The 24,387-nt window shown below is 50.1% G+C and carries 21 protein-coding genes and 1 tRNA gene; 7 read left to right on the forward strand and 15 right to left on the reverse strand.

Annotation, left to right across the window (positions count from 1 at the left end; all coding sequences use genetic code 11):
* Nucleotides 1–138 precede the first annotated feature (138 nt).
* The 5 genes from thyA to ygdT all read right to left on the reverse strand — a co-directional run bounded on the left by thyA (nt 139) and on the right by ygdT (nt 5,254).
* The gene (thyA, locus tag C4F37_RS14500; protein WP_000816232.1) at nt 139–933 is read right to left on the reverse strand and encodes a thymidylate synthase; all 795 of its coding nucleotides are present in this window, start codon (nt 931–933) and stop codon (nt 139–141) included.
* 6 nt (nt 934–939) lie between these two features.
* Nucleotides 940–1,815: a prolipoprotein diacylglyceryl transferase gene (gene lgt, locus C4F37_RS14505; RefSeq protein WP_000204658.1), complete on the reverse strand. Its 876-nt coding sequence runs from the start codon at nt 1,813–1,815 to the stop codon at nt 940–942.
* Nucleotides 1,816–1,965: 150 nt separating this feature from the next.
* A complete protein-coding gene (gene ptsP / locus C4F37_RS14510; RefSeq protein ID WP_000957911.1) occupies nt 1,966–4,212 on the reverse strand; it encodes a phosphoenolpyruvate--protein phosphotransferase in 2,247 nt (748 codons plus the stop codon).
* A gap of 12 nt (nt 4,213–4,224) precedes the next feature.
* Entirely contained in the window at nt 4,225–4,755 is a 531-nt protein-coding gene (rppH, locus tag C4F37_RS14515) for an RNA pyrophosphohydrolase (protein ID WP_000564489.1), read from the reverse strand.
* A 352-nt stretch (nt 4,756–5,107) separates the two neighbouring features.
* Nucleotides 5,108–5,254: a protein YgdT gene (gene ygdT / locus C4F37_RS28265; RefSeq protein WP_000953278.1), complete on the reverse strand. Its 147-nt coding sequence runs from the start codon at nt 5,252–5,254 to the stop codon at nt 5,108–5,110.
* A 185-nt stretch (nt 5,255–5,439) separates the two neighbouring features.
* Between ygdT and mutH the strand changes: the two genes are divergently transcribed.
* From mutH to C4F37_RS14535, 4 genes are all read left to right on the forward strand, one after another.
* Nucleotides 5,440–6,129, forward strand: coding sequence for a DNA mismatch repair endonuclease MutH (mutH, locus tag C4F37_RS14520; protein WP_000082183.1), 690 nt, complete (start codon nt 5,440–5,442; stop codon nt 6,127–6,129).
* A gap of 68 nt (nt 6,130–6,197) precedes the next feature.
* Nucleotides 6,198–6,911 (forward strand): TerC family protein, encoded by a 714-nt coding sequence (locus tag C4F37_RS14525; RefSeq protein ID WP_001539524.1) that lies wholly within the window; start codon nt 6,198–6,200, stop codon nt 6,909–6,911.
* Nucleotides 6,912–7,048: 137 nt separating this feature from the next.
* Nucleotides 7,049–7,267, forward strand: a complete 219-nt coding sequence (gene ygdR / locus C4F37_RS14530; RefSeq protein WP_000758655.1) for a lipoprotein YgdR — start codon at nt 7,049–7,051, stop codon at nt 7,265–7,267.
* A 107-nt stretch (nt 7,268–7,374) separates the two neighbouring features.
* Nucleotides 7,375–8,415, forward strand: a complete 1,041-nt coding sequence (locus tag C4F37_RS14535; protein ID WP_001199299.1) for an NADP(H)-dependent aldo-keto reductase — start codon at nt 7,375–7,377, stop codon at nt 8,413–8,415.
* Between the two features lie 31 nt (nt 8,416–8,446).
* On the opposite strand, the gene lplT is transcribed toward C4F37_RS14535, so the two are convergent.
* Together lplT and aas are read right to left on the reverse strand one after the other, a co-directional pair.
* Nucleotides 8,447–9,640, reverse strand: a complete 1,194-nt coding sequence (gene lplT, locus C4F37_RS14540; RefSeq protein ID WP_000004599.1) for a lysophospholipid transporter LplT — start codon at nt 9,638–9,640, stop codon at nt 8,447–8,449.
* Nucleotides 9,633–11,792 (reverse strand): bifunctional acyl-ACP--phospholipid O-acyltransferase/long-chain-fatty-acid--ACP ligase, encoded by a 2,160-nt coding sequence (aas, locus tag C4F37_RS14545; RefSeq protein WP_001774034.1) that lies wholly within the window; start codon nt 11,790–11,792, stop codon nt 9,633–9,635. Before aas ends, lplT begins: the two co-directional genes overlap by 8 nt.
* A 585-nt stretch (nt 11,793–12,377) precedes the next feature.
* Here aas and galR point away from each other — a divergent pair.
* The gene (gene galR, locus C4F37_RS14550) at nt 12,378–13,409 is read left to right on the forward strand and encodes an HTH-type transcriptional regulator GalR (protein ID WP_000201041.1); all 1,032 of its coding nucleotides are present in this window, start codon (nt 12,378–12,380) and stop codon (nt 13,407–13,409) included.
* 6 nt (nt 13,410–13,415) lie between these two features.
* Here galR and lysA read toward each other — a convergent pair whose 3' ends face one another.
* Nucleotides 13,416–14,678 carry a diaminopimelate decarboxylase gene (lysA, locus tag C4F37_RS14555; RefSeq protein ID WP_001120720.1) on the reverse strand — a complete coding sequence of 421 codons (1,263 nt, stop codon included), beginning with the start codon at nt 14,676–14,678 and terminating at the stop codon, nt 13,416–13,418.
* 121 nt (nt 14,679–14,799) lie between these two features.
* On the opposite strand from lysA, the gene lysR reads away from it, so the two are divergent.
* Nucleotides 14,800–15,735 carry a DNA-binding transcriptional regulator LysR gene (lysR, locus tag C4F37_RS14560; RefSeq protein WP_000741810.1) on the forward strand — a complete coding sequence of 312 codons (936 nt, stop codon included), beginning with the start codon at nt 14,800–14,802 and terminating at the stop codon, nt 15,733–15,735.
* On the opposite strand, the gene ygeA is transcribed toward lysR, so the two are convergent.
* The 5 genes from ygeA to C4F37_RS14585 form a co-directional block, all read right to left on the reverse strand.
* The gene (ygeA, locus tag C4F37_RS14565; protein WP_001539527.1) at nt 15,722–16,414 is read right to left on the reverse strand and encodes an amino acid racemase; all 693 of its coding nucleotides are present in this window, start codon (nt 16,412–16,414) and stop codon (nt 15,722–15,724) included. The two genes, lysR and ygeA, sit on opposite strands and share 14 nt — an antisense overlap.
* 128 nt (nt 16,415–16,542) lie before the next feature.
* Entirely contained in the window at nt 16,543–17,961 is a 1,419-nt protein-coding gene (araE, locus tag C4F37_RS14570) for an arabinose-proton symporter AraE (protein ID WP_001539529.1), read from the reverse strand.
* Between the two features lie 314 nt (nt 17,962–18,275).
* Nucleotides 18,276–19,037: a 2-dehydro-3-deoxy-D-gluconate 5-dehydrogenase KduD gene (gene kduD, locus C4F37_RS14575; RefSeq protein WP_000603518.1), complete on the reverse strand. Its 762-nt coding sequence runs from the start codon at nt 19,035–19,037 to the stop codon at nt 18,276–18,278.
* Nucleotides 19,038–19,066: 29 nt separating this feature from the next.
* On the reverse strand, nt 19,067–19,903 hold the full coding sequence (gene kduI / locus C4F37_RS14580) for a 5-dehydro-4-deoxy-D-glucuronate isomerase (protein ID WP_001774035.1): 837 nt from the start codon (nt 19,901–19,903) through the stop codon (nt 19,067–19,069).
* 286 nt (nt 19,904–20,189) lie between these two features.
* Nucleotides 20,190–21,371, reverse strand: a complete 1,182-nt coding sequence (locus C4F37_RS14585; protein ID WP_000656011.1) for an acetyl-CoA C-acetyltransferase — start codon at nt 21,369–21,371, stop codon at nt 20,190–20,192.
* Nucleotides 21,372–21,625: 254 nt separating this feature from the next.
* On the opposite strand from C4F37_RS14585, the gene C4F37_RS14590 reads away from it, so the two are divergent.
* On the forward strand, nt 21,626–22,855 hold the full coding sequence (locus C4F37_RS14590; RefSeq protein WP_000065950.1) for an amino acid permease: 1,230 nt from the start codon (nt 21,626–21,628) through the stop codon (nt 22,853–22,855).
* A gap of 315 nt (nt 22,856–23,170) precedes the next feature.
* On the opposite strand, the gene C4F37_RS14595 is transcribed toward C4F37_RS14590, so the two are convergent.
* Together C4F37_RS14595 and actS are read right to left on the reverse strand one after the other, a co-directional pair.
* Nucleotides 23,171–23,244 (reverse strand) — tRNA-Gly (locus C4F37_RS14595).
* Between the two features lie 78 nt (nt 23,245–23,322).
* The gene (gene actS, locus C4F37_RS14600; protein WP_001272558.1) at nt 23,323–24,078 is read right to left on the reverse strand and encodes an amidase activator ActS; all 756 of its coding nucleotides are present in this window, start codon (nt 24,076–24,078) and stop codon (nt 23,323–23,325) included.
* Between the last annotated feature and the right edge of the window lie 309 nt (nt 24,079–24,387).

Consider the following 24,387-nt stretch of genomic DNA (forward strand, 5'->3'; position numbering starts at 1 on the left):
ATTTCTTCGGCGCATCTTCCGGACTATTTACGCCGTTGCAGGACGTTGCAAAATTTCGGGAAGGTGTCTCGAAGAATTTAACGGAGGGCAAAAAAAACCGACGCACACTGGCGTCGGCTCTGGCAGGATGTTTCGTAATTAGATAGCCACCGGCGCTTTAATGCCCGGATGTGGATCGTATCCTTCAATCTCAAAGTCTTCGAAACGGTAGTCGAAGATGGATTCGGGTTTACGTTTGATAATCAACTTCGGCAGCGGACGCGGTTCGCGGCTTAATTGCAGATGAGTTTGATCCATATGGTTGCTGTAGAGATGCGTGTCGCCACCGGTCCAGACAAAATCACCCACTTCCAGATCGCACTGCTGCGCCATCATATGCACCAGTAACGCGTAGCTGGCAATGTTGAACGGCAGGCCGAGGAAGACGTCACAGGAGCGCTGATAAAGCTGGCAAGAGAGTTTGCCGTCTGCCACATAGAACTGGAAGAATGCATGGCACGGTGCCAGCGCCATTTTATCCAGTTCGCCTACGTTCCACGCTGAAACAATAATGCGACGGGAATCCGGGTCGTTTTTCAGCTGGTTCAGTACCGTAGTGATCTGGTCAATATGACGACCATCCGGCGTTGGCCAGGCGCGCCACTGTTTACCATACACTGGCCCGAGGTCGCCGTTTTCATCGGCCCATTCGTCCCAGATGGTGACATTGTTTTCGTGTAGATAAGCAATGTTAGTGTCGCCCTGCAGGAACCACAGCAGTTCGTGGATGATGGAACGCAGGTGGCAACGTTTAGTTGTCACCAGCGGGAATCCATCCTGCAGGTTAAAACGCATCTGATGACCAAAAATGGAAAGCGTTCCGGTTCCGGTACGGTCGTTTTTCTGTGTGCCTTCGTCGAGCACTTTTTGCATCAGTTCTAAATACTGTTTCATGGTTCCTCAGGAAACGTGTTGCTGTGGGCTGCGACGATATGCCCAGACCATCATGATCACACCCGCGACAATCATCGGGATGGAAAGAATTTGCCCCATGCTGATGTACTGCACCCAGGCACCAGTAAACTGCGCGTCGGGCTGGCGGAAAAACTCAACAATGATGCGAAACGCGCCGTAACCAATCAGGAACAAGCCTGAGACAGCTCCCATTGGGCGCGGTTTACGAATATACAGGTTGAGGATAATAAACAGCACCACACCTTCCAGCAGCAGCTCGTAAAGCTGTGATGGGTGGCGCGGCAGCACACCGTAAGTGTCGAAAATGGATTGCCACTGCGGGTTGGTTTGCAGCAGCAAAATATCTTCTGTACGGGAGCCAGGGAACAGCATGGCAAACGGGAAGTTCGGGTCAACGCGGCCCCACAATTCACCGTTAATAAAGTTGCCCAGACGCCCGGCACCAAGACCAAACGGAATGAGTGGGGCAATAAAATCAGAGACCTGGAAGAAGGAACGTTTAGTACGGCGGGCGAAGATAATCATCACCACGATAACGCCAATCAGGCCGCCGTGGAAGGACATGCCGCCGTCCCAGACACGGAAAAGATACAGCGGATCGGCCATAAACTGCGGGAAATTGTAGAACAGAACATAACCAATACGTCCACCGAGGAAGACGCCGAGGAAGCCCGCATAGAGTAAGTTTTCAACTTCATTTTTGGTCCAGCCACTGCCCGGACGATTCGCCCGTCGTGTTGCCAGCCACATTGCAAAAATGAAACCCACCAGATACATCAGGCCGTACCAGTGAAGCGCCACGGGTCCTATTGAGAAAATGACCGGATCAAACTCCGGAAAATGCAGATAGCTACTGGTCATCTGTCACCACAAGTTCTTGTTATTTCGCTGAAAGAGAACAGCGATTGAAATGCGCGCCGCAGGTTTCAGGCGCTCCAAAGGTGCGAATAATAGCACAAGGGGACCTGGCTGGTTGCCGGATACCGTTAAAAGATATGTATATGATCCGCGCTATAACCCCCCGCGAATCAGCCCGCCCATGCCGCGACGCTCCATAAAGGCAGCAACCTGATGGCGAACTTCGGTCGCCAGTTGCGCTTCCAGACTACGCTGCGCAAGATTTTCTGCTTCAGCAAAATCAATGCGCCGCAGCAGGTATTTTACGCGCGCTACAGAACGTCCGTTCATAGACAGATGGCGATACCCAAGCCCAATGAGGATTGCCACGCACATGGGATCGCCCGCCATTTCACCGCACAAACGGAGATCGATTCCATGTATTTCCGCTTCCCGGGCGATCATCGCCAGAGCTCGTAACATTGCAGGATGAAGACTGTCATAAATGTTCGCCACCCGGGTATTGTTGCGATCAACGGCCAGGATGTATTGCGTCAGATCGTTGGTGCCAACAGAGATGAAATCGACCCGCTTTGCCAGATGCGGCAGCATAAATACCATTGACGGCACTTCCAGCATGATGCCGATACGTGGTTTGGGAATTTCGTAACCGATCATCTCCTCGACTTCACGTCCGGCACGTTCAATCAGGCGGCGTGCTTCGTCAACTTCATCGAGGCTTGTGACCATCGGCAACAGAATATTCAGGTTGCCCGTAGCGGCATTAGCACGCAGCATCGCCCGCACCTGGATCAAGAAGATCTCCGGCTGATCGAGCGTAATGCGAATCCCACGCCAACCCAGGCATGGATTCTCTTCGCTGATCGGCATGTAAGGCAGCTGCTTATCTGCTCCGACATCCAGCGTACGCAAGGTGACGGGTTTATCATTAAACATTTGCAGCATCCCCTGATACTGCGCCACCTGTTCTTCTTCCGACGGAAAACCACTTTGCAGCATGAATGGGATTTCAGTGCGATAAAGTCCTATGCCATCAATACGGCTGCCCAGTTTTTCTTCATGTTCCGGGCTTAAACCGGCATTGAGCATGACTTTAATGCGTTCGCCGCTTTTTAACTGGGCGGGTAAATTGACGTCATCTTCCGCCAGACGGCTAAGCTCGATCTCTTCACTAATTAGCCGCTGATATTCTTGCAGCAGTACCGGCTCCGGATCGACCAGCAATTCACCGCGATAACCATCGACGATCAGCGTCCGACGATGCAGTACCGAAGGCTGAATATCCGCGCCCATCACGGTAGGTATCCCCAGCGCACGTACCATGATCGCAGCATGGGAGTTGGCAGCGCCATCGCGCACGACAACACCGACTAAGCGATCCTGGGGCAGCTCAGCAAGCGTTGTCGCTGACAGTTCATCTGCCACCAGAATGAAACGTTCCGGCCAGGCGTTCGGCCCTTGATTAGCGTCATCAAGATGAAACAGCAATCGCTGACCCAGCGCACGTAAATCGCCAGCCCGCTCTTTGAGATAGTTATCGCTTAGCGCGGCAAACTGTTCGGCAAATTTTTCAATGACCGTTTTTACCGCCCACTCTGCCACCGAGCCTTTATCAACCTCGGCAAACAATTCGCGACGCAGCCGGGTATCCGAAAGCAGGTGTGAGTAAAGATCGAAAATAGCCGCCGTTTCTTTTTGTGCACCGGCAGCAAAGCGTTTGCTATAGCGGCGAAACTCGTTAGCCGCCTCTTCCAACGCCCCGGTCAGTCGTTCGCGTTCCAGAGCCGGATCCAGCGTTGATGCCTGATACACCTGTTCCATTAAAGGTAACGTGGCATCCTGCCAGCCTTCGGCAATCGCCACACCAGGTGCTGCCGGTAATGCACGGATTCGCGTCTGGCGATATTGCCCAAACAAGGCAGTCAACTGCGACTGAGAAAGAATAGCTGCCATCTGGGTGGCAAGCGTCACCAGGAAGGATTCTTCACTTTCGTCATACTGGCGCAACTCTCGTTGCTGTACCACCAGTACACCAAGCAACTGGCGACGTTGAATAATTGGTACGCCTAAAAACGCGCGGAAACGTTCTTCTTTTACGGAGGGGATGTATTTGAAGCTGGGGTGCTTTTGCGCATCTGCAAGGTTTATCGGTTCCGCCAGCCTGCCAACCAGGCCGACGATCCCTTCATCAAACGCGAGCGTTACAGTGCGACCACGTGGTTTTTTCAGTCCCCGGGTCGCCATCAGGTAGTAACAACGTCGATCATGATCGGCCAGGTAGACCGAACAGACCTCGGTATCCATCGCAAGACAGATGTCGGTAACCAGAATATTTAACGCCTCATTCAGGCGTGGTGCGCTGGCTACCTTTTCGACTATTTCGCGCAGGCGAGTGAGCATAATTGGCGTGACTTAACCTCTTTTACGTCGATAAGCAGATGCGTTTTGTGGTTTTGGCGTATTTTCCTGCAGTGACATCACCACACTCGCGAACTCTTTCATTACCCTACGGTAGACATCACGTTTAAATGACACCACCTGTCTGACTGGATACCAGTAACTTACCCATCGCCAGCCGTCAAACTCTGGTGTACTGCTGGTTTGCATATTGATTTCTGCATCGCCGCTCACCAGCTGCAAGAGAAACCATTTTTGTTTTTGGCCGATACAAACCGGCTTCGTGTCCCAACGCACCAAACGTTTCGGTAATTTGTAGCGCAACCAGTTACGCGTTGAAGCAAGGATTCGAACGTCTTTGCGGCTTAATCCTACTTCTTCAAACAATTCACGGTACATCGCCTGCTCTGCGGATTCTCCGGGGTTGATTCCGCCTTGCGGAAATTGCCAGGAGTGCTGACCAAATCGCCGGGCCCACATTACCTGCCCCTGGCGATTACAAATCACGATACCTACGTTTGGGCGGTAGCCATCGTCATCAATCACCGGACTACCTCAAAATAAAGCTTTATATACGAATGATTGTTTCATACTCCAGTAAGACGGTAAACCACTCTCTGCAGGGCATTACACACTAATAACAATTGAATAACTCACAGTTATGTGCAGAGTTATAAACAGAGGAAGGGGTGGATAGCCGTTTTTATTCACCTTTTCTGTGGATAGAGTTGTGAAGAACTACGGAATTACTACGGGAAAACCCGGAGCATTCTGAATAAGACAGATATAGAGATTTTAAAATATTCATTATCAGTCAATGCATTACATGTGATTTGAGTAATAAAAAAGAGTAATTCGTGACCCAGGTCACACCTCTCATTTACGTGTTGGCGAAAGATCAACCAATGCCGTATTTATCCACAGAATGTGCCACTAAGTTAAGCACTGAACCACTAAAAACTGGAGTTTCGTCGCACGTCAAGGCTGTAAATGGAAACAGTAGTGGAGGTTTTTCACAGTTATCCCAGCTTTCTGTGGATAACATGGTGTAAGATCCTGTTTATTTTCAGTGACCAGATTTGGAAAACCCGTTGCAGTGTTGCGCAACTCGTTTACCGGCAACCTAAAAAGCAATATAAATCAGAGAATTGAACAACGCATGTGGAAAAAGTTACACTGCGAATATTCAGCACATAATTGCTGTTTGTTTTTTAACCAAGGTATCATGACATGTCCCAACCTCGCCCACTGCTCTCTCCTCCCGAAACTGAAGAACAATTGTTAGCGCAAGCACAACAACTTTCTGGTTATACATTGGGAGAACTGGCGGCACTTGCCGGGCTGGTTACGCCGGAGAATTTAAAACGCGATAAGGGCTGGATTGGCGTGTTACTGGAGATCTGGCTAGGTGCCAGCGCAGGGAGTAAACCTGAGCAAGATTTTGCTGCTCTGGGCGTGGAACTTAAAACTATCCCTGTGGATAGTCTTGGTCGTCCACTGGAAACAACATTCGTTTGTGTTGCCCCGTTAACGGGCAATAGCGGGGTGACCTGGGAAACCAGCCACGTGCGCCACAAGCTCAAACGCGTGCTGTGGATACCGGTTGAAGGCGAGCGCAGCATCCCGCTGGCAAAGCGTCGCGTAGGATCACCGTTGCTGTGGAGCCCGAATGAAGAGGAAGACCGACAGTTACGCGAAGACTGGGAAGAATTAATGGATATGATTGTTCTCGGTCAAATTGAGCGGATCACCGCTCGTCACGGGGAATATTTACAGATACGACCGAAAGCAGCGAATGCGAAAGCGCTGACCGAAGCTATTGGTGCCCGGGGCGAACGGATTCTGACGCTGCCGCGCGGATTTTATTTGAAGAAGAATTTCACCAGTGCGCTACTGGCCCGTCATTTTCTGATCCAGTAGCCATCGCTTTGACCTGCCGCTTTCCGGGCATATAATTACCGCTTCATTTTTTTGGCAGGGCTTTTTAGATGTTATTTGCATGGATAACCGATCCTAACGCCTGGCTTGCGCTCGGTACACTGACGCTGCTGGAGATCGTTCTTGGGATCGACAATATTATTTTCCTTTCTCTGGTGGTGGCAAAGCTTCCCACAGCACAACGTGCTCATGCGCGCCGTCTGGGGTTGGCGGGAGCCATGGTTATGCGTCTGGCGCTGCTGGCATCCATCGCCTGGGTTACGCGCCTGACGAATCCGCTTTTTACAATATTCAGTCAGGAAATTTCCGCCCGTGATTTGATCCTGCTTCTGGGTGGCTTGTTCCTTATCTGGAAAGCCAGCAAGGAAATCCACGAATCCATCGAAGGTGAAGAAGAAGGGCTGAAAACACGCGTTTCATCATTCCTCGGCGCGATCGTGCAGATTATGCTGCTGGATATTATCTTCAGCCTCGACTCGGTGATTACCGCTGTGGGTCTGTCAGATCACCTGTTTATTATGATGGCTGCCGTGGTGATTGCCGTAGGCGTGATGATGTTCGCCGCGCGCTCGATTGGTGATTTTGTCGAGCGCCATCCTTCGGTAAAAATGCTGGCGCTCTCTTTCCTGATTCTGGTGGGCTTTACCCTGATTCTGGAAAGTTTCGACATCCACGTACCGAAAGGTTACATCTACTTCGCGATATTCTTCTCTATTGCGGTTGAAAGCCTCAACCTGATTCGCAACAAAAAGAATCCGCTCTGATACTCCGTACGCTCTCCTGCGGGAGGGCGTACTCACTCCTGTTACCCTCACAGTTTAAGATTTTCCTGCTTTCAAGATATATAACGTCGGTTTATAAACAGACTATTATCATAGGTGGGCCAAATGAGGATAACCGGATGAAAAAATGGGCAGTAATAATTTCTGCAGTCGGACTGGCGTTTGCTGTTTCCGGGTGTTCCAGTGATTACGTCATGGCGACCAAAGATGGCCGTATGATTTTGACCGATGGAAAACCTGAAATTGATGATGATACCGGGCTGGTGAGTTATCACGATCAGCAAGGTAACGCGATGCAAATTAACCGTGATGATGTTTCGCAAATTATTGAACGTTAACAAATAAGGTCAGCATCCGGCTGGCCTTAAGATTTTTCTCTTTCCCTTTTCCCTTCCCTCTGCCATTTTTATATTCCTTATGTCGTGATTATAAAAAGGAAACGGCTATGCAATATCACCGTATACCCCACAGTTCGCTGGAAGTCAGCACGCTGGGGCTTGGCACGATGACGTTTGGTGAACAGAACAGCGAAGCCGACGCCCACGCACAACTCGACTATGCCGTCGCTCAGGGCATTAACCTTATCGACGTTGCCGAAATGTACCCAGTACCTCCGCGCCCCGAAACTCAAGGGCTAACCGAAACCTACGTCGGCAACTGGCTGGCGAAACATGGCAGCCGCGAAAAGTTAATTATCGCCTCCAAAGTGAGCGGACCGTCGCGCAATAATGACAAAGGCATCCGCCCGGATCAGGCGCTGGATCGGAAGAATATCCGCGAAGCGCTGCATGACAGCCTCAAGCGTCTGCAGACTGATTACCTCGATCTCTATCAGGTGCACTGGCCGCAGCGCCCAACCAACTGCTTCGGCAAACTCGGTTATAGCTGGACAGATTCTGCGCCTGCGGTTTCGCTGCTGGATACGCTGGACGCACTGGCAGAGTACCAACGCGCGGGAAAAATTCGTTATATCGGCGTGTCGAACGAAACTGCATTTGGCGTAATGCGCTACCTGCATCTGGCGGACAAACACGATCTGCCGCGTATTGTCACCATTCAGAACCCCTACAGCCTGTTAAACCGCAGTTTTGAAGTAGGTCTGGCAGAAGTCAGCCAGTATGAAGGGGTCGAACTGCTGGCCTATTCGTGCCTGGGTTTCGGCACACTGACCGGGAAATATCTCAATGGTGCAAAACCCGCTGGCGCACGTAATACGCTCTTTAGTCGGTTCACCCGCTATAGCGGTGAGCAAACGCAAAAAGCCGTCGCGGCGTATGTTGATATCGCCAGACGTCATGGCCTGGACCCTGCTCAGATGGCGCTCGCATTTGTACGCCGTCAACCGTTTGTTGCCAGCACTCTGCTGGGCGCAACCACGATGGAGCAGCTGAAAACTAACGTCGAAAGTTTGCATCTGGAGTTGAGCGAAGACGTATTAGCTGAAATTGAAGCGGTGCATCAGGTTTATACGTATCCTGCACCATAAGATTAACGCCGGTTAAAACCGGCGTTAAATATTAATGACGGCGCTGCCAGATCCACAGCGCCGTTATTGCCAGCGCAAACAGCGCACCGAAGCCAATGCCAATGGGCACGACCGGGATGCCTACCATTACTGCCAGCGAGTAAATGCCCAGCATCAACAACATGGCGCTGTTTTCGCCAAGGTTTTGTACTGCAATCGCATTCCCCGCCCCGACGCTTTTTTTACCCCGCTCCTGTAGCAACGCATTGAGCGGAACGACAAAAAAGCCCCCCAGCACGCCAATCAGCATCAACAAAGCATAGGCTGGCAGCAGCTCGTGTTGCAGGGAGAAAATCAGTACCACTACGCCAATCAAAATCCCGGCTGGCATACAGCGTGACACGGTTTCCAGCGTAACTAACTTCGCTGCCGCACCTGCACCAACCACGATACCAATCGCTACCATCGCGTTGAGATAGGTCGGCGTAGCGTTATCGGTAATACCCAGCGCCACCGGTACCCACAGCACCAACAGGAAACGCAGCGTGACACCCGCTCCCCAGAATAAACTGGTGCCCACCAGCGAAAAACGCGTTTCACCATTGCGCCATAGCGAGGTGCAGGCATTCAGGAAACTGCGGGTCATGCTGATGAGATTCCAGGACTGCCCCGGACGCGCCGCCGCCAGTTTGGGAATGTAGATATTGGCAACGACCGCGCCACCGTAGGCCAGTGCGCATGCGGCCAGGGCAACCAGAATATGCCAGTCAGCCAGAACACCACCAGCTACGGAACCGAGCAAAATCGCCGCTATGGTAGACGCTTCCATTAAACCGTTAGCTTTTACTAACTTACTACCCGTGGTTAATTCGCCGAGAATACCGTATTTCGCCGGTGAATAGGCTGCAGCACCAACACCCACCAACGTATAGCCGAGAAACGGATTGATACCAAAGCAGATACTGGCTGCGCCCAGTAGCTTCAGGCCGTTGGCAAACATCATCACCCGGCCTTTGGCGAAGCTATCCGCCACCTGCCCGACAAACGGCGCAAAAAGAATGTAAGCACCTACAAACACCATTTGCAGGATGGGCTGGCTCCACTCCGGATAGAACTGCGCTTTCAGTAACGCCAGAGTGGCAAACAGTAGCGCATTATCGCCAAACGCAGAGAGAAACTGCGCCACGATAACCGCTTTCATCCCCTTCGACCACAACGAAGTGTTAGTGTGCACTGACTCACTCATCGTGTTGTTCCGCTTCGTCTACCCAGCTTTTCAAAGTGACAAAGTCAGGTTTGCCGCTGCCAAGTAATGGCATCTGTTTCAGATAGCGAATATCGCGCGGTACAGCAAGCTCCGGCACGCCGTGCTCGCGGGCATACTGTTGTAACTTATCGCGCGTCAGTTCGTTATCTGTGGTGAAAAGCACCAGTGCCTCGCCTTTGCTGGCATCGCTCTTAATCGCAGTGGCATGGACTTTATCTGGCGAAACACCAAGTGCCAGTTGTTCCACCATTTCCAGCGACACCATTTCACCTGCAATTTTGGCAAAGCGTTTTGCGCGGCCCTGAATCTGCACAAAGCCCTGCTCGTCAAAACGCACAATATCGCCAGTGTCATACCAGCCGCGCTCCATTTCGCCGCGAACATTCTCGGCGGTGGGCACTTCCAGTACACCTGGCTTCTCCACCCGCAGATAGCCGTTCATTATGTTCGGCCCTTTCAGTTGCAGGCGTCCGCCCTCTTCGATACCAGGAACCGACAACAGGCGCGCGTCCATACCTGGTAGAATACGCCCTACCGTACCGGGTTTCGCCGCCATCGGTACGTTGATAGAAACGACAGGCGCGCACTCGGTCACACCGTAGCCTTCAAGGATGCGCAGGCCAAATTTATCCTGCCAAAGCTGTTTGGTACTTTCTTGTAGTTTTTCTGCGCCTGCCACCACATAGCGTAGACGATAGAAGTCATACGGGTTGGCGAAACGCGCGTAGTGACCGAGGAAAGTCGAGGTACCGAACAACACGGTGCAACTGCGGTCATACACCAACTCCGGCACAATGCGGTAATGCAGCGGGCTTGGATAAAGGAACACTTCTGCACCTGTGAGCAGTGGCGTAAACAGGCCTACCGTCAGCCCAAAGGAGTGAAACAGCGGTAACGCCGACATAAAGCGATCGTTGGTGGTGAAGTCGGCAATCGTTTTAATCTGCTCGACGTTCACCAGAATGCTTTTATGGCTATGGACGACGCCTTTCGGATGGCCTTCAGAACCGGAGGTAAAAAGGATCAGCGCCTCTTCTTCCGGCTGCTGTTTTACCTGTGCCAGACGCGGCATCAGCAAATGAGCGAAAATCCACACTTTGTCGGCAGTGGTGACATCTGCTTTTAAATCTTCCAGATAGACCCAGCGCACCTGAGTAAGTTGCTCCGGCAGATGCCAGAGTTTGCCTTTATCGAGAAACTGACGGGAAGTGAAGATGGTTTTGATTTCAGCCGCCGTAATAGCACTGGTCAGCCCTTTTACCCCGGCGGTGTAGTTCATCATTGCGGGAATGCGGCGACGGGCGATGGCCCCAAAAATCACTGCCGCACTGATGCCTGCATTGGGCAGCATTAAGCCGATGCGTTCGCCTTCAACACTGTATTTTTCAAGGATGCGTCCAACAAACAGCGTTTTCGTAAGCAATTTGCGATAGGAGTCTGGGGTAAAGTTGACGTCTTCGACACATTTCTTCCCGGCTCCGAAGCGGTACATTGCACTCAGTAAAGATTCGTACAGCGTTTCACGCGGGCGCACCGCCATACGCGCTTCCATCATTATTTGATGCAGCATTTCGCCAGCGATTTTGCGACGGTCACGGGCACGCGGCGCATCCGGCATCTCCACCTGCGTTGGTGGCAAAATATGCAGAGTAATTTGCGGGAACAAGCGACGTTTAACCAGACCTTTCAGGCGGCTGAAGTGCGTAAGTTCCGCCCCTTCAATACGCACAGGAATAACCGTTGCACCAGACTTCGCCGCGACAAATCCCGCGCCATCGTAGATTTTCATCAGCGAGCCAGTGGTGGTGATGCGTCCTTCAGGGAAAATCACCACTGGTCGTCCCTGTTCCACCAGACGTACCAGATGTTTAATCGCCATAGGTTGCGTCGGGTCGAGAGGAACAAAGTCGATAAATGATTTCAGCCAACGCATATACCACTGTTGGCTTATTGAGGTGTAAACGGCAAATACCGGACGTACGGGTAAAAACAATGCCAGCAGTATGCCATCAATAAAAGAGACGTGATTAGGCGTAATTAGAACGCGCTCGCCCTTCAGTGCCTTGGTGTCACCCGTAACGCGAACGCGATACAAAACACGGCACAAATTTCGAAAAAAGCTAAAAAGCATTCCAACTCCCTTTGCTCTGATTCAGTAAAAGCGAATGGAGGGAGATTACACGAGATAAAGAACGCGAGCGACAGTAAATTAGGTGCGAAAAAAAACCTGCGCATCCGCGCAGGTTGGTGCAAGAGACTGGGTACGAAGAGCGTACCGAATAATCTCACCAATCAATACCTCTGGGATCTTGATTGTGGTCTTCACAACGACTCTTCGCCAGCGAGAAAACGCAAAGGAATGAAGGGAAATGCAACGAGGTGTGTAAATTGTCGGTTACTGTTACAGATTGATGACCGACAAAAAAAAACCTGCGCATCTGCGCAGGCTGGTGTAATTCATGTGCTCAACCCGAAGTTGACTTCACCTATCAATACCTCTGGGATCACCACTTTAGCAACCTGAAGCCAAACGCCACCAGCGGTCAATCGCAACAGCGTTTCGCAAAGTGTAACCAAAGGTTTGCAATCTCTTTTTTTGTCTTACTTATTTGCGTTTGGCTCACATTCCCACAATGAAAACACGCCGCCCCTTGAACCAACGGGCGTTTTCCGTAACACTGAAATAATGTAAGCGTTTACCCACTAAGGTATTTTCATGGCGACCATAAAGGATGTAGCCCGACTGGCAGGCGTTTCAGTCGCCACCGTTTCCCGTGTCATTAATAATTCACCCAAAGCCAGCGAAGCTTCCCGGCTTGCTGTGCATAGTGCAATGGAGTCTCTTAGCTATCACCCGAACGCCAACGCCCGTGCGCTGGCGCAGCAGACCACTGAAACGATCGGTCTGGTCGTTGGTGATGTTTCCGATCCGTTTTTCGGCGCAATGGTGAAAGCGGTCGAACAGGTGGCTTATCACACTGGTAATTTTTTATTGATTGGCAACGGTTACCACAACGAACAAAAAGAGCGTCAGGCCATTGAGCAACTGATCCGCCATCGCTGTGCTGCGCTGGTTGTCCATGCCAAAATGATCCCGGATGCCGATTTAGCCTCGTTAATGAAACAAATGCCCGGTATGGTGCTGATCAACCGTATCCTGCCTGGCTTTGAAAACCGTTGTATTGCTCTGGACGATCGTTACGGTGCCTGGCTGGCAACGCGTCATTTAATTCAGCAAGGTCATACCCGCATTGGTTATCTGTGCTCTAACCACTCTATTTCTGACGCCGAAGATCGTCTGCAAGGGTATTACGATGCCCTTGCTGAAAGTGGTATTCCGGCCAATGACCGGCTGGTGACATTTGGCGAACCAGACGAAAGCGGCGGCGAACAGGCAATGACCGAGCTTTTGGGACGAGGCAGAAATTTCACTGCGGTAGCCTGTTATAACGATTCAATGGCGGCGGGCGCGATGGGCGTGCTCAATGATAATGGTATTGATGTACCGGGTGAGATTTCGTTAATTGGCTTTGATGATGTGCTGGTGTCACGCTATGTGCGTCCGCGCCTGACCACCGTGCGTTACCCAATCGTGACGATGGCGACGCAGGCTGCCGAACTGGCTTTGGCGCTGGCGGATAATCGCCCTCTCCCGGAAATCACTAATGTCTTTAGTCCGACGCTGGTACGTCGCCATTCAGTGTCAACTCCGTCGCTGGAGGCAAGTCATCATGCAACCAGCGACTAACCGCAGTTAAAGCAATTCCAGCGCCAGTAATTCTTCAATGGTCTGGCGACGGCGAATCAACCGCGCCTGACCATTATCAAACAGAACTTCTGGTAACAGCGGACGGCTGTTGTAGTTGGATGACATTGATGCGCCATATGCCCCCGTATCATGCAGTACCAGATAATCACCCGCCTTCACTTCCGGCAAGGCGCGGGTTTCGACATTTCCCCCTTCCTGCTGGGTAAAGACATCGCCCGATTCACATAACGGCCCGGCGACGACGGTTTCCACCGTTGGTGCGTGTTCCAGAGAACGACCATCAGCTGCCAGGGCACTGATATGGTGGTAACTACCGTACATTGCCGGGCGCATCAGATCGTTGAACCCGGCATCAACCAGCACAAAGTGGCGGCTACCCATTTGTTTGACGCTCCGCACTTGAGTAATTAATACGCCAGCCTGCGCTACCAGAAAGCGACCCGGTTCAATTTCCAGTTTCACAGGATGGCCCAAATGGCGGGCGATTTGCTCACGCGCGGCATTCCACAGACCATAATAATGTTCGGTATCAACCGCCTCTTCACCCTGTTGATAAGGAATAGAAAGCCCACCGCCCGCAGAAATAGCCTGTAAATCCTGACCGAACTCGAGGACCTGACGCACCATAGCACCACATACCTGTTCCAGATGGGCATAATCGACGCCAGAACCAATGTGCATGTGAATGCCGACCAGCTGTAGATGATGACGTTGTATCACGTCCAGTGCGGCGGGCAGATCGGTGTACCAGATACCGTGCTTGCTGTTTTCGCCACCGGTATTGGTTTTTTGGCTATGCCCGTGACCAAACCCCGGATTAACACGCAGCCATACCCGATGCCCTGGCGAAACCTGACCCAGTTGGTCGAGCATATCAACAGAACCCGCATTCACCGGAATTTGCAATTCACTGACTCGTTCAAGCGTCGCCTGATCGATAACATCTGCCGTAAAAACAATATCATCGGGGTGCGTTTGCGGATTGTAACCCGCCGCCAGTGCACGCTCTATTTCGCCTAACGAGACGGAATCCACTTTTACGCCCTGCTCACGCATTAAGCGCAAAATATGAATATTGGAACAGGCTTTCTGTGCAAAGCGCACCACATCAAACTGTTTCAGCGCTGCAATCTGCCGACGAATAATTTGCGCATCGTAGACCCACACCGGGCAGCCAAATTCTGCGGGCAAACGCAGCAGATTTTCGGCGGTGAGATCGGTATCAGTGCTGAACAGTGAATGTGGCATAACAAACTCCAGATAAGTGCTTTTTTATGATTACGCCACATCATAAAAAGAATAAAAAATATCGATTTATGTCGAGTCTATGCAAAAATGATATGGATTACCGGATTGCGAGAGAGCGCTAATGGCCGCCGTTAACTTACGTCATATTGAAATTTTTCATGCGGTAATGACCGCCGGAAGCCTGACTGAGGCGGCACACCTGCTACACACCTCACAGCCAACCGTCAGCCGCGAACTGGCGCGCTTTGAGAAGGTGATCGGGCTGAAATTGTTTGAGCGCATACGTGGACGATTACATCCTACCGTGCAAGGACTGCGTCTGTTTGAAGAAGTGCAACGATCCTGGTACGGACTGGATCGCATTGTCAGTGCCGCAGAAAGTCTGCGCGAGTTTCGCCAGGGAGAACTGTCTATTGCCTGCCTGCCGGTCTTTTCGCAATCTTTTTTACCGCAGCTCCTGCAACCCTTTCTGGCACGTTATCCCGATGTCAGCTTAAACATCGTGCCCCAGGAATCACCGCTACTTGAAGAGTGGCTCTCGGCCCAGCGTCATGATTTAGGACTCACTGAAACGCTCCATACGCCTGCGGGAACAGAACGTACCGAATTACTCTCTTTAGATGAAGTGTGTGTGTTACCTCCGGGCCATCCGCTGGCGGTAAAAAAGGTATTAACGCCGGATGATTTTCACGGTGAGAACTACATCAGCCTTTCCCGTACTGACAGCTATCGCCAGTTGCTGGATCAATTGTTTACTGAGAATCAGGTTAAACGACGCATGATCGTAGAAACCCACAGCGCCGCGTCAGTCTGCGCAATGGTACGGGCGGGGGTAGGCGTTTCGGTGGTTAACCCGCTCACCGCACTGGATTATGCGGCAAGCGGTTTAGTGGTGCGGCGGTTCAGCATTGCGGTTCCATTCACCGTCAGCCTGATCCGCCCCCTGCACCGCCCGTCATCAGCGCTGGTGCAGGCGTTTAGTGAGCATTTACAAGCGGGATTACCGAAACTGGTCACTTCTCTTGACGCTATTTTGTCGTCAGCTACGACAGCATAAAAGCGACAGCATCCTCGGCATGGATCGCCGCGGTATCAAACACAGGCAGAACACTGCGCTCTTCTGGCACCAGTAAACCAATTTCTGTGCAGCCAAAAATGACGCCCTGTGCGCCCTGTTCTGCAAGGCGAGCAATCACTTGCGCATAATAAGCGCGTGACGCTTCGGTAAATTGCCCCAGACACAGTTCTTCAAAAATAATCTGATTAATTTTTGCCCGTTCATCCGCTTCAGGAATAAGACAGTTGATGGAAAATTGTTCCGTCAGCCGCCCGCGATAAAAATCCTGTTCCATGGTGTAACGTGTACCCAGCAGCGCCACACGAGTCATTCCTGCCCCGGTAATTGCACGTCCAGTGGCATCCGCTATGTGTAAGAAAGGCAGAGAGCAACGAGACTCAATGGCATCCGCCACTTTGTGCATCGTATTGGTGCATAACACAATACCTTCTGCGCCCGCCCGCTGTAAGCCAAGCGCCGCCTCAGCCAGAATATCCCCGGTTTTGTCCCACTCACCGAGACGCTGGCACTCTTCTATTTCATGAAAATCGACGCTATGTAGCAGCACTTGCGCAGAGTGAAGCCCACCAAGCCGCTGTTTAATGCCTTCATTTATCAGACGATAGTAAGGAATAGTGGATTCCCAGCTCATTCCTCCCAGCAAACCAATTGTTTTCATTCCTCTCTCCTGATGTGTGTTACCGCAACAAGGCTGAATAAGGAACGAGACAAACGCCTCAACGGCCAGGTGCCTAATCTCTATTAACGAAAAAAGGGCCGGATGTACAGCACATCCGGCCCGTGAAATCAGACGCCGATATTTCTCAACTTTTCGCCTGCCATCAGTTTGCGCTCGATATGTTCCAGCGTGACATTTTTGGTTTCCGGAATGAGCCAGAAAGTGATGCCCACAAACGCAATGTTCAGCGCAGTGTAGAGCCAGAACGTACCGGCAGCGCCAATGCTATCAAGCAGTGTCAGGAAGGTCGCGCCGATAATCATATTCGACACCCAGTTTGTCGTCGTTGAGCAGGTGATGCCAAAATCGCGGCATTTCAGCGGCTGAATTTCAGAGCACAAGATCCACACCACTGGCGCGGCGCTCATCGCATAACCGGCAATACACATCATCGTCATGCCAACAGAGAGCCAGGACAAGCCACTGGAAGCCGTACCGTTATCAAACTGCATCAGGCAGTAACCCAGCACCAGAGTGCCTAACGCCATCACGCTGAAACCCATTTTCAGAGCCGGCTTACGCCCTGCTTTATCTACCGTAAAGACCGCAATGAAGGTAGCGAACATAAAGGTCAGCCCCACGACCAGAGTCGCAATCATCTGTTGTTCTGTGGTCGTAAAGCCCGCCATTTTGAAGATACGTGGCGCGTAGTACATGATGATGTTCATACCGGTAAACTGCTGCATCGCCTGCAACAACATACCGAGAAATACAGCACGACGGACGTTACGGTTGATCTTAAACAATGCCCAACCGCCCTGTTTTAACTTCAGGCTTTCACGAATTTCGTTGAGTTCTTCTCGCGCTTTTTCCGACGTATCGCGCAGCATACGCAATACTTCTTCCGCCTCAATATGACGCCCCTTTTCCGCCAGCCAGCGCGGGCTATTTGGCAGGAAGACCACCAGAATAATCAGCAGAACTGCTGGTAAAGCAAGAACCCCCAACATTGCGCGCCAGTTACCGCTATAACTGAACGCTGTATCGGATAAAAACGCCAGCACGATGCCGAGAGTGACCATCAACTGGTACATGCTGATCATCTTACCGCGAACGTTTTCACTTGCCATTTCAGAAAGATATAGAGGAGCGGTGTAAGACGCGATCCCGACAGCAATGCCCAACACCACACGAGCGGCGATTAACATCTCTACGCTGGTCGCAAAAGCGGACCCTATCGAACCGAGTACAAACAGGATGGCCCCCGCCATCAGGCTGTATTTACGCCCCAGGCGGAACGACAGCCAACCATTAAACAGCGCACCAATTGCTGCGCCGAGCATCATGCTACTGACCACCCATTCCTGCAAACGACTGGTCAGCACAAAGTGATCGGTAATGAACGGCAACGCTCGGGCGATTACGCCGATATCAAGACCAAATAACAATCCTGCGACCGCAGCAGCTACCGAAACAAACATATTCATACGCCGCGTATCCCGCAGAGGACGTGGCGTTAAAGCAGATTCCGTATTGATAGTAACCATTTTTTCCTGCCAGCAGAGAGTAAGACATAGTGAAAAAATACGTGAACAATTCACACAGGTGTCAGGTCGGAAATAGCATAAATATGGATTAAATTGCTACGACATGTCGTTATGTGATGGATATTCCAATTTTCAAATTAAGTTGAATTATTGAGATTATTATTAACCACCTAATTTTAAAGCAGATAAAATTCATAAAGTTCATTAATTGATAATTGATATGGATTATTTCATAACCATGATATGGATTATGATGATCTACAGATATAAAAAACCCTGCCATGCGGCAGGGTCATAAAAGTAAGAGGAATGAATTAACGCGCCAGCCAACCGCCATCCACAGCAATGGTATAACCATTTACATAATCTGAAGCGCTGGAGGCAAGAAACACTACCGGCCCCATCAGGTCACTCGGCAGTCCCCAACGGCCAGCTGGAATGCGGTCGAGAATTTCCGCGCTACGTTGTTCATCTGCCCGCAGTTGTTGAGTATTGTTGGTCGCCATGTAACCCGGAGCTATCGCATTAACATTAATATTGTGTTTAGCCCATTCGTTCGCCATCAATCGCGTCACGCCCATCACACCGCTTTTTGATGCGGTATAAGAAGGCACACGGATCCCGCCCTGGAAGGAGAGCATTGACGCGATATTGATAATCTTGCCGCCATTGCCTTGCGCGATAAAGTGTTTCGCCGCTGCCTGAGACATGAAGAATACGCTCTTGATATTCAGGTTCATGACATCGTCCCAGTCTTTTTCGCTGAATTCGAGAGCGTCTTCGCGGCGAATCAATCCGGCGTTATTCACCAGGATATCAATATGACCAAACTCAGCTACCGCGCGATCCAGCAGTGCTGGAATGCCATCAATCTTTCGCAGATCGGCGGTCAGGCTTAAAAAACGACGCCCCAGCGCCGTGACCTGCTTGATGGTTTCAGTCGGTTCAACGATGTTAATGCCAACAATGTCACAGCCCGCTTGCGCCAGCCCCAACGCCATCCCCTGGCCCAGCCCAGTATCACAACCAGTGACGACCGCAACTTTACCTTCGAGAGAAAATGCACTTAAAATCATAACAATACCTTATTCGTTTATGCCCACAACTAGCGCAAATCTTTAACGGCCACATGGTCCATATCATCAAAAACCTGGTTTTCACCGACCATGCCCCAGATAAAGGTATAAGCTTTGGTTCCGACGCCGGAATGGATCGACCAGCTCGGGGAGATCACCGCCTGCTCGTTATGCATCACAATGTGACGCGTTTCTTGCGGTTGCCCCATCATGTGGAAAACGCAGGCGTCATCATCCATATTGAAATAGAAATAAACTTCCATCCGGCGCTCGTGGGTGTGACACGGCATGGTGTTCCACAAGTTACCTGGAGCCAGCTCCGTCAGCCCCATACTCAATTGGCAGGTTTCCAGCACATCCGGGACAAAATATTTGTTAATCGTGCGACCGTTACTGGTGAGGTTATCGCCTAACGTGACTGGAGATACTTCGTCCGGTGTGACTTTTTTGGTGGGATACGTCGTATGCGCGGGTGCGCAATTGTAATAAAACTTCGCCGGAGTGGCGGTATCAATACTGGCAAAGACAACTTCTTTTGCACCTTTACCAACATACAGGGCGTCGCGGTGACCGATTTCATAGCATTGACCATCGACAGTAATCGTACCGGCACCGCCAATATTGATAACACCTAACTCGCGACGTTCAAGGAAATAGCTTACGCCGAGTTGTTTACCAACTTCCCCGCCAACGGAAACCGTTTTAGTTACCGGCATAATGCCGCCAACAATAATACGGTCAATGTGGCTGTAAACCATGGTGTACTCATCGGCGACAAATACCTTTTCAACCAAAAATTCATTGCGCAGCCCCTGGGTATCCAGCGTTTTTGCGTGCGTACTGTGGATGCTCTGTCTTACGTCCACATCAACCTCCGATAATCAGTGAAGCGTGAAAATAGAAAACAACAATGAAACACTGTTTCGTTTTCTCTATGAGGGGATGATATGCCCATGGGATAGGGTTTTCAATTAAAAATAAAACAATGTTTCATTTTCAAGTTAAGGATTAAAAAAAGTGCAGTGTCGATCACGAATATGTCATGAGAATGGAAAAATCAGGGAGCCCTGAAAAGGTATGTCGACTCACCAGCCATCATTATTCAACAGATTAATGACAGCAGATATTTATCGGTAAGGAGGAAATGCAGAGCTACTCGTCACGTTCAATGGTCAATGCCACACCCTGGCCTCCGCCGATACAAAGCGTTGCCAGTCCTTTGCGGGCATTACGTTTCACCATTTCATGAACAAGAGAAACCAGGATTCGGCAACCGGAAGCGCCTATCGGGTGACCGAGTGCGATCGCACCACCATTGACATTGACCCGACGCTCATCCCATTCAAGCATCTTGCCAACCGAAAGCGCCTGTGCAGCAAACGCTTCATTAGCCTCGATAAGATCGACATCAGCCAACTGCCAGCCAACACGCTCCAGGCAACGGCGGGTCGCATACACCGGCGCAATTCCCATCAATGCCGGATCCACACCAACGCTGGCAAATGCGCGGATGCGGGCCAGCACGGGTAAATTCAACGCTCGTGCTTTGGCTTCGCTCATCATCATTACTGCAGCTGCCCCATCGTTTATGGATGATGCATTACCCGCTGTCACAGAACCGAGACTATCAAATGAAGGATTTAAACGGGCTAAGGCTTCTGCGCTGGTGTCAGTGCGTGGCTGTTCATCGGTATCAACAACCAACGTCTGACCGTTACTTTGGGTTATTACCGGGACGATCTCATCTTTAAATCGTCCGGCGTCAATCGCCGCTCGCGCTTTTTGTTGCGAGCTAAGTGCGTAAGCATCCTGCAACTGACGGCTGATGCCATATTCGCGAGCCAGATTTTCGGCGGTGACACCAATATGATAATCATTGAAGGCATCCCACAACCCATCATGCACAAGACTATCAACCAACTGGCTATTGCCAAGCTGTGCGCCGGTGCGGCTATCAGTCAGAACATGTGGTGCGCGGCTCATGTTTTCCTGGCCACCGGCGATGACAATATCAGCCTCGCCACACTGTATCGCCTGAGTAGCCAGATGCAGTGCTTTAAGCCCGGAACCACAAACGTCATTAATAGTGATTGCAGAAACGCTATTAGGAAGACCACCTTTAATAGCCGATTGTCTTGCCGGATTCTGCCCTGCCCCTGCAGTCAACACCTGACCAAGAATCACTTCATCCACCGCATATGCAGGAACGCCGGTACGTTCTATTAACGCTTTGACGACCAGGCTGCCAAGTTCCACGGCGGAATGACCCGCTAACGCACCACGAAAGCAGCCGATAGGTGTCCGTAACGCCCCGACAATCACAACGTCTTTCATCACAACCTCGCACCAATTAACAGTGCAATAGTAAATGATTGTTAATTACAGTTATCTTAATTGTTTAAAAAAAGTGACTATTATCACAAAGGAAATACGCCTGAGTAGTAGTCAGAGACATAACTGGCACGTAAGGTTTGCAACCACTAACCCACCAATAGAGAGGTAGATAAGGCGTTAATCTCCCATACTTAACCTGGTTTATGGTAAATTGCCCTCCATTTTGTTTAATTTGTAGATGATACGTTCAGATAATGTCTAATATTTGGTCAAAAGAAGAAACTCTGTGGAGTTTCGCGCTCTACGGCACAGCCGTTGGTGCAGGCACGCTCTTCCTTCCTATTCAGTTAGGTTCGGCGGGGGCTGTGGTCCTGTTTATTACTGCTCTGGTCGCCTGGCCTTTAACATATTGGCCACATAAAGCCTTATGCCAGTTCATCCTCTCATCGAAAACATCAGCAGGTGAAGGGATAACGGGCGCGGTAACACACTACTATGGCAAGAAGATTGGTAATCTGATTACCACGCTGTACTTCATCGCCTTTTTTGTCGTCGTGTTGATATATGCAGTGGCAATTACCAACTCACTTACGGAACAACTGGCAAAGCATATGGTTATTGATCTTCGCATCCGTATGTTGGTGAGTCTGGGGGTTGTATTAATCCTGAATCTCATTTTTCTGATGGGACGCCATGCAACCATTCGGGTAATGGGATTTTTGGTATTCCCATTGATTGCCTATTTCTTATTTCTTTCTATTTACCTGGTCGGTAGTTGGCAACCTGATCTATTAACAACCCAGGTAGAGTTCAATCAGAATACCCTTCACCAGATATGGATATCGATTCCCGTGATGGTTTTCGCTTTTAGCCATACGCCCATTATTTCTACGTTTGCCATAGACAGACGTGAAAAATATGGCGAACATGCTATGGATAAATGCAAAAAAATTATGAAAGTCGCTTATCTCATCATCTGCATAAGTGTATTGTTCTTTGTCTTTAGCTGCCTGCTTTCTATTCCACCTTCGTATATTGAAGCGGCTAAAGAAGAAGGGGTTACCATTTTATCGGCGCTTTCTATGCTGCCGAACGCCCCAGCATGGTTGTCAATTTCCGGGATTATTGTCGCAGTAGTTGCGATGTCGAAATCATTCTTGGGTACGTACTTTGGCGTTATTGAAGGTGCCACAGAGGTCGTCAAAACAACATTACAGCAGGTTGGTGTAAAGAAAAGTCGTGCATTTAACCGCGCACTATCAATTATGTTGGTATCGCTGATTACCTTCATTGTTTGTTGCATTAACCCGAACGCGATTTCGATGATTTACGCGATCAGCGGCCCGCTCATTGCCATGATACTTTTCATCATGCCTACGCTGTCAACGTATCTCATCCCGGCGCTTAAACCCTGGCGTTCCATCGGAAATCTGATTACGCTGATCGTGGGTATTCTGTGCGTATCGGTAATGTTCTTTAGCTAATATCCGTTGTGGATGGTTCAAAATTGCGTCAATTTTGAACCATCCCAGTTTTCATAATGTTCATTTGTTATTATTCCGCTCTATCACTTCTCTCGTAATATTATATAATTATCAGATAGTTAAACACACAAAGAGTTCTGAACATCTTAAATAAGACTATTTAAGATACATGACGATTGCATTGCGTAAACGCTTTTTATTTACAAAAAAATGGGGAAGTATTACGGCGATTGCGAAAAGTCTGAAGCCTTGAATTAAGATAATATAGAAAATCAGATACAACAAAAATGGCAGGTAGATGATGTGAAGATAAATTGGAGCGGGCGAAGGGAATCGAACCCTCGTATAGAGCTTGGGAAGCTCTCGTTCTACCATTGAACTACGCCCGCTTCGAGATGCGTAAGGCATTATAAACCTTACGCTCTCCTTAGCAAGTACCACGCTGCTGACTGCTGATTAATTCGCCATCAGCATTTTGGCTTGCTGCCCTGAGGCGGCAAGTAACGTAGCGGATCAATTGCCGTTGCACGGTAACGAATCTGGAAATGCAGGCGAACAGATGCCGCATCAGTGCTCCCCATAGTGGCGATTTTTTGCCCAGCCTTCACGCTTTGCCCATTATTTACCAGCATCGTGTCATTATGGGCGTAAGCCGTAATGTAATCTTCACTGTGTTTAATCATGATGAGATTACCGTAGCCACGCAGCTGGTTGCCCACATACACCACCTTTCCTGCACCCGCGGCGTAAATAGGTGTACCCCGTGGAGCTGAGATATCAATCCCTTTATTGCCGCCATCTGCTGTCGAATACGGCATGATAACTTTCCCTGTCGTTGGCCATAACCAACAACGTTGCCCTACTGGCGGCCAGGAAGATTTCGGTACCGCTGATGACGGTGTAACCGATGCGGTTTTGGTCGTTGATTTGGCGGTTGATTTACGTGTACTACTGCTACTTTTCGCCCCACCCAGTTTTAGTTTCTGACCTACTTCAATGGTGTAAGGGGGGGAAATGCCGTTCAGTCGCGCCAGTTCTTTTACGCTGGTTCCCGTGGTGCGCGAAATACGATATAGCGTATCCCCCCGTTTCACGGTGTAAACGGAGCCGGAATACGTTCCTGTATCGGATGATTTGCTACCCGAACAGCCCGCCAAAAGCAGTCCAACCGATAACAACATCACGATACCCAGAGATTTTTTATTCAGGCGTCCCGCACTCAAAATCTTTCCTCGCTTAAAAAACAAGACGCCATATCATAGCAGCCGGCTTCTGGATACCCAATCTCTTGCTTCTGGAAAAGCGATGTAATAGAGAAAGAGGTTAATTTCATTTGGCAAAGGGAAGTATCATCAGCAAAATATTTGCTGTAGTGGTATCGAAGTTCCTGACTTTTACCCTATTTCCCACCTTGATGCGTAATAATCCTAATTTATCACATTGATTTTATCGCCACTCATATTGATACGTATCACTGTCCCTATTCAGAGTCCTGTTTCGTATCATATCTGTGTTTTTTTAACGTCATCACA

Source organism: Escherichia sp. R1 (genome assembly GCF_003000935.1).
GTDB classification, from domain to species: domain Bacteria; phylum Pseudomonadota; class Gammaproteobacteria; order Enterobacterales; family Enterobacteriaceae; genus Escherichia; species Escherichia coli.